Annotated in this window: 9 protein-coding genes; 7 read left to right on the forward strand and 2 right to left on the reverse strand. The window is 70.7% G+C overall.

Annotated features, from left to right (window positions below; all coding sequences use genetic code 11):
• Positions 1 to 291: 291 nt before the first annotated feature.
• From ACFPZJ_RS29900 to ACFPZJ_RS29920, 5 genes are all read left to right on the forward strand, one after another.
• Positions 292 to 2,715 (forward strand): transglycosylase domain-containing protein, encoded by a 2,424-nt coding sequence (locus ACFPZJ_RS29900; protein ID WP_381028014.1) that lies wholly within the window; start codon positions 292 to 294, stop codon positions 2,713 to 2,715.
• Positions 2,716 to 2,795: 80 nt separating this feature from the next.
• Positions 2,796 to 3,791, forward strand: coding sequence for a branched-chain amino acid ABC transporter permease (locus ACFPZJ_RS29905; protein WP_381028015.1), 996 nt, complete (start codon positions 2,796 to 2,798; stop codon positions 3,789 to 3,791).
• Between the two features lie 10 nt (positions 3,792 to 3,801).
• Entirely contained in the window at positions 3,802 to 4,794 is a 993-nt protein-coding gene (locus ACFPZJ_RS29910) for a branched-chain amino acid ABC transporter permease (RefSeq protein ID WP_381028018.1), read from the forward strand.
• Complete coding sequence (locus ACFPZJ_RS29915; protein ID WP_381028020.1) at positions 4,784 to 5,677, forward strand: ABC transporter ATP-binding protein; 894 nt, start codon at positions 4,784 to 4,786, stop codon at positions 5,675 to 5,677. The genes ACFPZJ_RS29910 and ACFPZJ_RS29915 overlap by 11 nt, the downstream gene beginning before the upstream one ends.
• A gap of 32 nt (positions 5,678 to 5,709) precedes the next feature.
• Positions 5,710 to 6,453: an ABC transporter ATP-binding protein gene (locus tag ACFPZJ_RS29920; protein WP_381028023.1), complete on the forward strand. Its 744-nt coding sequence runs from the start codon at positions 5,710 to 5,712 to the stop codon at positions 6,451 to 6,453.
• A gap of 35 nt (positions 6,454 to 6,488) precedes the next feature.
• Here the strand turns inward: ACFPZJ_RS29920 and ACFPZJ_RS29925 are convergent, their stop codons facing one another.
• Complete coding sequence (locus ACFPZJ_RS29925; protein WP_381028025.1) at positions 6,489 to 7,745, reverse strand: ABC transporter substrate-binding protein; 1,257 nt, start codon at positions 7,743 to 7,745, stop codon at positions 6,489 to 6,491.
• 445 nt (positions 7,746 to 8,190) lie between these two features.
• Here ACFPZJ_RS29925 and ACFPZJ_RS29930 point away from each other — a divergent pair, with 445 nt between their 5' ends.
• On the forward strand, positions 8,191 to 9,234 hold the full coding sequence (locus tag ACFPZJ_RS29930; RefSeq protein ID WP_381028028.1) for a serine hydrolase domain-containing protein: 1,044 nt from the start codon (positions 8,191 to 8,193) through the stop codon (positions 9,232 to 9,234).
• A 93-nt stretch (positions 9,235 to 9,327) separates the two neighbouring features.
• The gene (locus tag ACFPZJ_RS29935; protein WP_381028029.1) at positions 9,328 to 10,035 is read left to right on the forward strand and encodes an AAA family ATPase; all 708 of its coding nucleotides are present in this window, start codon (positions 9,328 to 9,330) and stop codon (positions 10,033 to 10,035) included.
• A 62-nt stretch (positions 10,036 to 10,097) separates the two neighbouring features.
• Here the strand turns inward: ACFPZJ_RS29935 and ACFPZJ_RS29940 are convergent, their stop codons facing one another.
• Positions 10,098 to 11,915 (reverse strand): ABC transporter ATP-binding protein, encoded by a 1,818-nt coding sequence (locus ACFPZJ_RS29940; RefSeq protein ID WP_381028032.1) that lies wholly within the window; start codon positions 11,913 to 11,915, stop codon positions 10,098 to 10,100.
• Positions 11,916 to 12,031: the final 116 nt, after the last annotated feature.

The raw sequence follows: 12,031 nt of genomic DNA on the forward strand, positions 1-12,031 counted from the left end.
CCATCGGAATATCTCGCCGACGGGCCGGTCAATACCAGCCCAAACCGTCCGCCCCGCCTGCTGTCGGCTGCTTACGCTCAGGCCCTGACAGGTGTGGGGCGGACAGCGGCGTTGTCCTGTTCGGCTGCCCGTGACGAGCGCCCCGGCCGGGTCCCGGCATGTCCGACCGACTTGAAGGCACAGCCCAGAATGAGTGACTACCGCAGCGGGCCCTCCCGGCCGAGTGGCGACAGCCCCTCACGCCCCAGTCGTGGCCACGAGGGGCGAGCCCCCGCGGGCGGGGAACCGCGGATGACGCGCGCGGAGATGCGCAGGGCCGCCCAGGCGGCGAACCGTCGGTCGGCGCGCAGGAAGGCCGACGGGAAGGCCGGTGGAAAGGCGGAGGGCTCCTCGGGGCGTCCCGTGGCGTCGGCCCGGCGACAGCCGCCGGGGAAGAGAAGGCTCATCGACTATCCGCGCACGGGCAGACGCGGTCTGCGGCGCTGGGTGCCGTCCTGGAAGCAGACGCTCGGTCTGTTCGTGGCGCTGTGCGGCACCCTGGCCGGCGCGGTGGCCTGCGCGTACGCGTCCGTGTCGATTCCCAGCGTCAATCCGAGCACGCAGACGCAGGCGAACGTCTTCTACTGGTCCGACGGTTCCCAGATGGCCGAAGTCGGGCAGGTGGACCGGCAGAACGTCTCCCTCTCCCAAGTACCCCGCGCTGTGCAGTGGGACTTCCTCGCAGCCGAGAACGCCTCGTTCTACACCGACCCCGGTGTCGATCCGCAGGGAATTCTGCGGGCGCTGTACCACATGGCGCAGGGCGGCCAGGTGCAGTCCGGGTCGACCATCACCCAGCAGTTCGTGAAGAACACGTACCTCAACCAGAGCCAGACCCTGTCGCGCAAGTTCGAGGAGATCATGATCTCCCTGAAGATCGGCCGGAGGCTCAGCAAGCAGCAGATCCTGCAGGGGTACCTCAACACCAGCTACTACGGCCGGGGCGCCTATGGCATCGAGGCCGCGTCCGAGGCCTACTACCACGTGCCCGTCCAGAAACTGACGGTCAGCCAGGGGGCGTTCCTGGCGGCCACCGTCAACGAGCCGAGCGTGCTGATGAACGCCGACGACCCGCAGGAGCGGGCCCCGGCCGTGGCCCGCTGGAAGTACGTGCTGGGACGGATGGCGGCCATCGGCAAACTCAGCGCCGCGGAGAAGGAGCACTACCTGCGGGCGGGGTTCCCGGTGCCCAGGCCGATGCGCGCCCAGGGCTCGATGGGCGGACAGGTCGGCTACCTGGTCCAGATCGCCGAGCAGTACGTCGAACAGCACTCGTCCCTCTCCGACCAGGAGCTGAACCAGGGCGGCTACCAGATCTACACGACCTTCGACAAGCGCAAGGTGGCCGAGCTGAGCGCCTCGGTGGCCAACATGCGCAAGCGGCGCCTTGACCCGGCGCACCGTGCGGCCGACAGGAACGTCCAGGTGGGTGCCGCCTCGGTCGACCCGACCACGGGGGCGATCGTGGCGCTGTACGGCGGGGAGGGGTGGAACAAGGGCCACTACACCGACAACGCCAACAGCGCCGGCGTCCCCGTGGGCTCCACCTTCAAGCCCTTCGACCTCGCCGCCGCCCTCGACCACGGCGCCGTGCTCTCACCGGGCCGACCGCCCTCCCCCATCACGCCGGAGAGCAAGTTCGACGGCGACGACGACATCGAGATCAAGAACCAGCAGGGGCAGTACCTCCCGGACGGCTCCGACCCCACGGGACTGCTGCACCAGCGCAACGACGTCTCCACCAAGTGGGGATACATCACCCTGCGCAAGGCCATGGAGCAGTCGGTCAACACCCCGTACGTGCAGCTCGGCGAGTACGTCGGCTACCACAACGTGGAGAACGAGGCGCTCAAGGCCGGCCTGCTGCGCAGCAGCCTGCAGTACGACACGGCCGGCTTCTACATCGGCACCTCGACCCCCTCGCCCATCCGCATGGCCGACGCCTACGGCACGTTCGCCGACCACGGCGTCCACCACGAGCCCTACTCCGTCACCAAGGTCCTGCACGCGGGCCGGCCGCTGTCCGGCTTCCGACCGCCCGCCGGCACCCGGGCCATGCCGGCCTCGACCGCCGACACCGTGACCGACGTGCTCCAGGGCGTCGTCGAGCACGGCACGGGCACCAACGCCCTCGCCCTCGGGCGGCCCGCCGCCGGCAAGACCGGAACGACCGACGACTACAAGTCCGCCTGGTTCATCGGCTACACCCCGCAACTGTCCACCGCCGTCGCCATGTTCAAGGAAGCCCCGGGCTCTTCAGGGCTGCGGTCGATGGCCGGGGTCGGCGGCTACAGCAAGGTCTTCGGCGCCGACATGCCCACCCAGGTCTGGGTCGGCTACATGACCGCCGCCCTCCAGGGCCGGCCCGTGCTGCCCTTCCCCGCCGCACCGCACCTGGGCAAGGGCGTGAACGAAAGCGGTGCGCCCTCCCCGAGCCCGTCGGCGTCGCCGACCCCGTCCCCTTCACCCACACCCACCCCGTCGGCGTCCACCGCCTCCCCGTCCGCCACGCCGTGCGGCGGCCTCATCGGCGACTGCGCCTCACCGAGCACCGCGCCCTCGCCCTCGCCCTCGCAGACCCCGACGGGCCCGGTGGGTGGCCTCTTCGGCGGCGGAAACGGTGGCCACGACGGGCAGGAAACCGCCCCGGGGGCGCCGATGCGACCGCACAGCTGACCGCGCGCACCGTCCCGGCCGGGCGGGCGAACACGCGCATACACTGTTGACACGGATCATTCGAACGTATCGGACTGGCGATGCGTGGTCGGTGGGCTTTCGTACCGGCGCTGGCGCTCTTCTCCGTGGTGCTGTGCGCGGTCGCCGCACGGGCGCAGGGTGAGGGGGGCCGACACGGCCCGGGCTTCGGGGAGCGCGCCCTGCAGGCGTTCATCGACGGGGTTCAGTTCGGTGTCATCATCGCGATCACCGCGGTGGGACTCTCGCTGATCTTCGGAACCATCCACCTGATCAACTTCGCGCATGGCGAGTTCGTCACCATCGGCGCCACCTTCGCGTTCTTCCTCAACGTCTCCGCCGCGGGCCCCGGCTGGCATCTGATCCCCGCCGCGCTCGCGGCCGTCGCCTTCGGTGCCCTGGTGGGCTGGGCCGTCGACCGCGGAGTGTGGCGGCCCCTGCGCGCCCGCGGCACCGGGCTGATCAACATGTTCATCGTCACGATCGGGCTGTCGCTGCTGCTGCGCCACGTCGTGCTCGTGCTGTACGGGAACCGTCCCGCCTCCTTCGCCCAGTACGACATCCAGCAGGCCATCGAGCTCGGGCCGGTCGGCATCACCCCTCGCGATCTGACGGTGACCCTGCTCTCGGTGCTGGTGCTGTTCGCTCTCGCCGTGCTGCTGCAGCGGACCCGGATCGGCACCGCCGTCCGGGCGGTCGCCGCCAACCGGGATCTCGCCGAGGCGTCCGGTATCGATGTCCGGCGGGTGGTGAGCATCGTCTGGATGGCCGGGGGCGGGTTGGCCGCGCTCGGCGGGATCTTCTTCGGGCTGGTCGAGATCATCACGTGGGACATGGGCTTCAAGCTGCTGCTGCTGATGTTCGCCGGGATCATCCTGGGCGGTCTCGGATCCGCCTACGGCGCGATGGTGGGGAGCCTCGTCATCGGCGTCGTCGCCCAGATGTCCACCCTGTGGTTCCCGGTCGACCTCCAGTACGCCTGGGCGCTGCTGGTCCTCATCGTCGTGCTGCTCCTCCGGCCGCAGGGCATCCTCGGCCGTCGCGAGCGGGTGGGGTGAGGGGGCGGGTGTGGACGTCTCGGTCATCGTCTCCGACGCGCTGCGTTCCGGTGTCGGTCCCATCGCCGCGATCTACGCCCTCGCCGCGATGGGCCTGAACCTGCACTTCGGCTACACCGGGCTGCTCAACTTCGGCCAGGTCGGCTTCATGCTGGTCGGGGGCTACGGCCTCGCCATCACCGTGGCCACCTGGGGCGGGCCGATGTGGCTCGGCGTCTTCGCCGGGCTGGGCTGCGCGATCGTGCTGGCCCTGCTGCTCGGCCTGCCCACGCTGCGGCTGCGCGCCGACTACCTCGCGATCACCACGATCGCCGCCGGGGAGACACTGCGGCTGTTCTACCGCTCCAGCTGGGCCGAGCCCGTCACCGGCGGCGTGTACGGCCTGCAGAGGTTCGCGGGCGACTTCTACGACCTCAGTCCCGTCCCGCGCGGCAGCTACGGCGTGTGGCTGGTGGAGTTCAGCGCCCGTGACCTGTGGGTGATGATCGTCGGCTGGTCGCTGGTGGCGCTGGTCGCGGTCCTGCTCGCCCTGCTCGTGCACAGCCCCTGGGGCCGTGTCGTGCGGTCCGTGCGCGACGACGAGACCGCCGCGCGCAGCCTCGGCAAGAACGTGTACGCGTACAAGATGCAGTCCCTGGTGCTGGGCGGGCTCATCGGCGGTGCGGCAGGCATGATGCAGGCGATCCAGGTGCAGTCGGTCAACCCCGACAGCTTCGACCCGGGCGTCACCTTCTTCCTGTACACCCTGCTGGTGCTGGGCGGTGCCGGACGCGTGCTCGGGCCGGTCGTCGGCTCGGTGCTGTTCTGGTTCGTGCTGACCTTCCTCGACAGTGCGCTGCGGCAGGCCATCGGCGCCGGGTACGTGTCGCCCGAGCTGATCAGCACCTCCGAGGCCGGCGCCGTGCGCTTCGCCCTCGTGGGAGTCGCGCTGATCCTGCTGATCGTCTTCCGGCCCCAGGGTCTCCTCGGCAGCCGCAAGGAGATGATGCTCAGTGGCCGCTGACTCCGCTCCCGCCGGTGGCACCACCGGCCCCGCCTCCGCCACGGCCGCCGGCCGACTCGCCGGAACCCCGCCCGAGCCCGGGGTCCGCAAGCCCGATCCGCTGCTGGTCATGGACCGGGTGACCCGCGCCTTCGGGGGCCTCGTCGCCGTGCACGTCGAGCATCTGGAGGTGCAACGCGGGGCCATCACGGCGCTGATCGGACCCAACGGCGCCGGCAAGACCACGCTGTTCAACGTGGTGAGCGGGTTCGACCGGGCCGACGACGGCCGGTGGTCGTTCGACGGAAAGCCTCTCACCGGCCGCCCCGCGCACCGGGTGGCGCGCAGCGGGCTGGTCCGTACGTTCCAGCTCACCAGGACCCTGCCCCGGCTCACCGTCCTGGAGAACATGCTGCTCGCCGTCCCCGGGCAACGGGGCGAACGGCTGCTGCCCGCACTGCTGCGTCCGCTGTGGGGCGGGCAGGAGCGCGATGCCCGGGACCGGGCCGAGGAGCTGCTGGACCGGTTCCGGCTCACCCGGGTGCGCGACGACTACGCGGGGACGCTCTCCGGGGGGCAGCGCAAGCTGCTGGAGCTGGCCCGCGCGCTGATGTCCCGGCCGGCCATGCTGCTCCTCGACGAGCCGATGGCCGGAGTGAACCCCGCGCTGGTCCAGTCCCTGCTCGGTCACATCACCCGGCTGCGCGACGAGGGGCTGACCGTCTGCTTCGTCGAGCACGACATGGACGTGGTCATGGGCATCAGCGACTGGGTCGCCGTCATGGCGGACGGCCGGCTGGTGGCCGAGGGCCCGCCGCACACGATCGGCCGGAACCCCGCCGTCGTGGACGCCTACCTCGGCAGGCGGCACGACGAGCCGGAGGTGACCGGCGAGGAGGAGTGACCATGTCCGCACGACACCGGCGAGGAGAATCGATGACGGCGAGAGGCGACGGGCAGCCGGTGCTGGCGGCCGACGGGATCGTCGCCGGGTACGTGCCGGGCGTCGACGTGCTGCGCGGTTGCAGCATCGAGGTGGGACCGGGTGAGCTGGTCGGTGTGATCGGCCCCAACGGCGCCGGCAAGTCGACCCTCGTCAAGGCCGTCTTCGGGCTGCTGCGGGTGCGCGGCGGGACGGTACGGCTGCACGGCGAGGAGGTCACCAACCGGCCCGCGCACGAGCTGGTGCGCCGAGGCGTGGGGTACGTGCCGCAGTTGCAGAACGTCTTTCCGGAGCTGACCGTCGCGGAGAACCTGCGGATGGGCATCTATCTGCGCCCCAGGGCCTACGCACGGCGGGTCGCCGCGGTGGAGGAACTCTTCCCTCTGCTGGCCACCCGCCGCCGGCAGAAGGCCGGCTCGATGTCCGGGGGCGAGCGGCAGATGCTCGCGATGGCCCGCGCGCTCATGATGGAGCCGGAACTGCTGCTGCTCGACGAGCCGTCGGCCGGCCTCTCGCCGCTCCACCAGGACCATGTGTTCGACCGGGTGAAGGAGATCAACGGCGCGGGCGTCGCCGTGCTCATGGTCGAACAGAACGCCCGCAGGTGCCTGCAGGTCTGCGACCGCGGCTACGTCCTGGACCAGGGCCGCAACGCGTACTCCGGAACCGGCATGGCCTTGCTGCACGACGAGAAGGTGATCGAGCTGTACCTCGGCACCCTCGCCCGCGTCCGCTGATCTCGCTGTCCGGGATCACTCCCGCGACATCCGGTTCACTCCTGGGTGCTCACCTCCGTGCGCAGGGTGCGCAGCTGGGCCTGGTCGTCGTAGGTGTACACCTCGATCGTGGCCCGGCCCGGCTCACCGGCGTCGGTGAATTCGAGCGGACCGCTCACGCCGTCGTAGTCGATGTCCCGGCCGGCCGCGAGCAGCCTCTTGCAGTCGGCGAACGAGTTGCACTTCTCACCGTCCTTGGTGATTCCGTTCATCTCCTTGGCGAAGACCTCCGGGTTGTCGGACTTGGCCTTCTCAGCGGCGAGCGCGATCGTGTTCACGCAGTCGAAGGCCTGGGGCGCGTACTGCAGCTCCTTCAGCTGCGGTGCGAACTTCCGCAGGTCCTTCACGTACTGCTCGTTGGCCGCGGAGGCCGGCGCGGTCCCCTTCATCCCGGCGAGCCGTTCGGGGTCGCCCCGGGAGACCAGCGAGGGAAGTTCCTCGCTGCGCAGTCCGTCGGCGCCGTACACGCCGACGTTGTCGGGCCCGAGCCCTGCCTCGAGCAGGCCCTGCAGGATCCGGGCGCCCTCCTCGAAGGCGATCACCACGACGGCGTCCGGGTCGCTGTCCCTGACCTGCTGGACGATCTGGTCGAAGTTGGTGGCCCTCGGGTCGTAGGTCTCGGCGAGCGCCACGGTCGCGCCGCCGTCCCTCAGGGACTGCTCGGTGGCCCTCAGCAGGCCGCGCCCGTAGTCGTCGGCCCGGCCGATCACGGCGACCCGCTCGTGGCCGTCCTCGCGTACGACGTCCGCCAGGACCGGTCCCTGCAGCACATCGCTGGGCGCGGTACGGAAGTAGTACCCGCCGTCGTCGTAGTTCGTGAAGGTGGGTGCCGTGTTGGACGCCGAGCACTGGACCACTCCGGCGCCCGTCACCCGGTCGATGAACGCCAGCGACATGCCGGAGGCCGCGGCACCGATCACCGCGTCCACCCCGGCGGCGAGAACCCGGTCGGCGGACTGGGCGGCCACCGCCTCCTGTCCGGCCTCGTCGCTGGCGACCACGGCCGGCACCGGCTTGCCCAGGACACCACCGGCATCGTTGATCTGCTGGATCGCGAACTTCACCGATTCGATTTGCGGTGGTCCGAGGAAGGACAGCTGTCCCGTCTCCGGCAGGACGTAGCCGAACTTCAGCTCACCGTCCTCCTCACCGGCCGGAAGCCCGGACGCGGGACCGCCCGTCGCGCCCACCACCGAGATCAAAAGGGCGGCCGCACTGGCGCATATCGCGGAACGCCGCATGGGCGTCTTCATGTCCGCCTCCTCTCTCCGGAGGCCGGCGGAGGGTCGTCAGGCCGGCCTTCCGCCTGCCCTTCTGTTTCGAGAATAGAACACACGCACGGTCGCGCCTCCCTCAGCAGGACCCGGTGACACCGCCGTCGGCCCGCCGGATGTGACACGGGGGATTCCGCCACGCACCGGCGGGGTGGTGCCGTCATGGTGCCCGGTGTCGGCCTTCGCTCAAGCTGGCTGCCATGACCGAGCCACAGGTGAAAGACGCCCGGTCGCGCAAGACGGCCGCACTGGTCGGCGCGGCGCTCGGCGCGAGTGCCCTGGTGGTGCCCGCCTCGGCGGCGCCGGCTTCGGGGGCGTCCGCGCCCTTCACGACGCCGTCCCCGCCACGGGAGGCCGACCCGTTGACCCGGCAGGAACCGCGGGCGGAGGTGGAGCGCACCCTACGGGGTACATCGGCATCTCGGTGGAGGTCCGGGACGGGCGCCATCGCGTCCGGGCACGGGCCGGGGAGGCGGAGCTGGGGACCGGCCGCCCCGTTCCGTACGGCGGGAGCCTGCGGGCCGCCAGTGTGACGAAGCCGTTCGTCGCCACGGTGGTGCTCCAACTGGTCGCGGAGGAACGCCTGTCGCTCGGCGACACGGTGCAGCGGTGGCTGCCCGGCCTCGTCGCCGGCAACGGCAACGACGGCCGCCGCATCACCGTCCGCCATCTGCTCCAGCACACCAGCGGCATCCACAGCTACGACTACACCGACGACACCGGTACCGACGCGGCGGCGTTCCAGCGGCACAGGTTCGACCGACTCCAGCCGGAACAACTCGTCGCCGGGGCGATACGCAGCAAGCCTGACTTCCCGTCGGCCGACCCCGCCGACCCCGCCGACCCCGAGCCGGACTGGAACTACTTAAACCCCAACTACGTGCTCGCCGGGATGATCGTCGAGAAGGTCACCGGCCGCTCCTGGGCGACGGAGGTACGCGAACGGATCGTCGAACCGCTGGGCCTGACCGGCACGTACGCCCCTGGACAGGACCCGTTCCTGCCCCGGCCGCACGCGCGCACGTACCACCGCTTCCCGGGGTCGGCCGGCTGGACGGACACCACCGTGCGCACCATGTCGTGGGCCGACGCCGCCGGATCGCTCGTCACCACCGAGCGCGACATGGACCGCTTCTGCACCGGCCTGTTCGGCGGCCGTCTCCTGCCCCCGCGTGAACTGGCGGCGATGCGCCGCGTCGTACCCGTCGGCGAGGAGTTCCAGGTGCCCTTCCCCGGCCTGCACTACGGACTGGGACTGATGCGGCAGCCGCTGACCTGCGGCGGCCACCGATGGGGGCACGGCGGGGACACCGATGGCGGCACCGTCAGGAACGGCCTCACCGAGGACGGTGCACGGAGCATCGCCGTCAACGCGACGGGCAAGGTCGCCGAGGACGAACCGCTCCTGCGCGCCGAGGCGGCCGTCCAGCGGCTCGTCGACACCGTGCTGTGCGAGGGCGTCCGGTGATGCGGGGCACAGCCGGTCGTCAGACTTGCGGCACGGTGTCGCCGGCCAGCTTCCCACAGCCGTACCGGCGCGCCCCCGTGGGAGAATCGGCGCATGATCATCGAACGTGCGTACGTGCATGTGGCCTCGTGCGACGAGAGGGCATGGCCTTGGTCGGTGCCGTGCGTGCGCGCGCTCCTGTCGGACGGCCTGCGCTTCACCGCGCCGGTGACCTTCCTCGTCGGTGAGAACGGCTCGGGCAAGTCCACCCTGGTCGAGGGCCTCGCCGAGGGCTTCGGGCTGGACTCGTGGGGCGGTTCGCACGATTGGCGTTACGCGGGCCCCCGCCCGAAGTCGGTCCTGGGCGAGCGGGTCCGCTTCGACGCGGCGCCGCGCGGACGGCGCATGCTGAGCAGCTGGTCCGCCCGCAAGGGGTTCTTCCTGCGCGCCGAGACGGCACTGGACGCACTGAACCGCGAAGGGTTCGACGCCGACTCGGTCAGTCACGGCGAGGGCTTCCTCGCGGCCTTCCGGGAGAAGTTCTTCCAGCCCGGGTTGTACGTGATGGACGAACCGGAGGCGGCGCTGTCGTTCTCCTCGTGCCTCGAACTCCTCGGCCACATCCATCAGTTGGTGAAGAACGGCGGCCAGGTCATCTGCGCCACCCACTCTCCGCTGCTGACCGCCCTGCCCGGTGCGGACATCGTGGAGGTCGGCGAGCACGGCATGCGCCGGGTGGACTGGGACGAACTCGCCCTGGTCGACCACTGGCGCCGCTACCTGGCCGCTCCGCAGGCCTATCTGCGGCACATCCTCGACTGACGGTCCCGCCGCTCGGCGCGCGCGGTCCACGTGCACGGTGCGGCTGGGCGGTTCCGGACATCTCAGTGCAGGTTTGCCCGCGCGGCGCTGTCGTCGAGGAAGCCGCCCGACTGGTGCTGCCACAGCTTGGCGTAGGCGCCGTGCAGGGCGAGCAGTTCCTGATGGGAGCCCTGCTCGATGATCCGCCCGCGATCGAGGACGACGAGCCGGTCCATGGAGGCCACCGTGCTGAGCCGGTGCGCCACCACGAGCGCCGTCCGCCCCTGCATGAGCCGCCACAGCGCCTCCTGCACGAGGATCTCGCTCTCGGAGTCCAAGGCGCTGGTCGCCTCGTCCAGCAGCAGGATGGGCGCGTCGCGCAGGATCGCCCTGGCCAGTGCGACCCGTTGGCGCTGTCCGCCGGACAACTTGACGCCGCGTTCGCCGACGAGCGTGTCGAAGCCGTCCGGCAACGCGTCGGCGAACTCGGTGACGTGCGCCGCCTGGGCCGCGCGGCGGATCTCGGCGTCGGTGGCGTCCGGGCGGGCGAAGGCGATGTTGTCCCGCAGGGTGCGGTGGAACATCGCCGGATCCTGCGGCACGTAGGCGATCAGACTGCGCAGGTCCGCCTGGCGCAGCCGGCTGATGTCCTGACCGCCGATCAGGATGCGGCCGGCGTCGATGTCCGTCATCCGCAGCAACAGCCGGGTCAGCGTGGTCTTTCTGCCGCCGGACCGGCCGACGAGGCCGATCTTCGCTCCGCTCGGCACCTCCAGGTCGAGCCCCTCGAAGAGGGGTTTGCCGCCCGCGTGGGCGAACGTCACCTGCTCGAAGCGGATGTCGGCGGCCCGGGGCGCCAGCGGCTGCGGCACGGGCGGGTCGAGCACGGTCGGCGGCGTCAGCAGCAGTTCGGTGAACTGCGCGGCCTCCGTCATCGAGCTCTCCAGACGGCGGTAGATCTGGTTGAACTCGAACATGATCCGCGTCGCGTTGGAGTAGTACGTGAAGACGACGACGACCGCCTCCACGCCGTGCCGGCCTCCCGCTACGGAGACCGCCAGGAGCAGGCCGACCGCGTGGGTCAGCACGGACATCGGCGCGACCAGCGTGTCGATGCGCAGGTTGCCGTAGTCCCACGACCTCAGGGTCAGCCGCCGTGACCGCGCGACGCGTGACCGGTGTTCGGCCGCCTCACGGTCCTCGGCGGCGAACGCCCGGATGGTGTCCATGTTCATCAGGCTGTCGGCGACATGGCCCGACACCCGGGCGATCGCCTCCTCGCGCCGGCCCACGAGCATCTGGCGACGACGGATCAGCGGAGCCACGCACAGCGCCGTCAGCGTGATCATCGTCAGGAGCCCGACCACGAGCAGCGGCTCGTAGCGCCACAGCACCACCGACCCGAACGCCAGCGGCACCAGGCTGCCCACGACCTGGAACGTCAGGGTGTCGACGAACGCCTCGAACCGTGAGGCGAAGCTCAGCACCCGCTTGGTCAGCGACCCGGCGAAGTTGTCGTGGAAGAACGCGGCGTCCTTGGCGAACAGTTCGTCCATGCCGATCACGTACAGGTGCTCGATGCCCAGGGCGTCGAGCCGGTTCAGGCAGTGCACGCCGATCCGCCACAGCGCCTCCGCGAACAGCAGGACACCGACGAAGCCGAGGACGTAGGGCAGCGCCATGTCCACGCCGCCGCCCCCACTGTCACCGGCGAGCCGGCCGACCAGCTTGGCGACGACCAGCGGTGCGATGTAGTATAGGCCGATGTTGCCCAGCGCCGGCAGCAGCAACGCGCCCACCGCGATCCACCGCAGCCGCGCCAACTCCCGTCCGTAGTAACGAAGAGCGAGGAGCACCGGGCCCTTGCCCCGCCGACTCCCGCGCGATTCAGGCGATCCCATTCGACCCCTGTGGTGTGTAGAACGGCCCCGCCGCGTGGTTCCTCGGACCGACGCCGTCGCCTCGACGCTCGTGCGCGGCGTCGGCTCGATCCGCTCCCCCGGCCCGTCAAGTGTTC

This window comes from Streptomyces bullii (assembly GCF_042657145.1).
Taxonomy (GTDB): Bacteria; Actinomycetota; Actinomycetes; order Streptomycetales; family Streptomycetaceae; genus Streptomyces; species Streptomyces bullii.

Coding starts and splice junctions, on each gene's coding strand:
- ACFPZJ_RS29900 (WP_381028014.1), top strand. CDS start 292: ATGACGCGCGCGGAGATGCGCAGGGCCGCCCAGGCGGCGAACCGTCGG.
- ACFPZJ_RS29905 (WP_381028015.1), top strand. CDS start 2,796: ATGCGTGGTCGGTGGGCTTTCGTACCGGCGCTGGCGCTCTTCTCCGTG.
- ACFPZJ_RS29920 (WP_381028023.1), top strand. CDS start 5,710: ATGACGGCGAGAGGCGACGGGCAGCCGGTGCTGGCGGCCGACGGGATC.
- ACFPZJ_RS29925 (WP_381028025.1), bottom strand. CDS start 7,745: ATGAAGACGCCCATGCGGCGTTCCGCGATATGCGCCAGTGCGGCCGCC.
- ACFPZJ_RS29935 (WP_381028029.1), top strand. CDS start 9,328: ATGATCATCGAACGTGCGTACGTGCATGTGGCCTCGTGCGACGAGAGG.
- ACFPZJ_RS29940 (WP_381028032.1), bottom strand. CDS start 11,915: ATGGGATCGCCTGAATCGCGCGGGAGTCGGCGGGGCAAGGGCCCGGTG.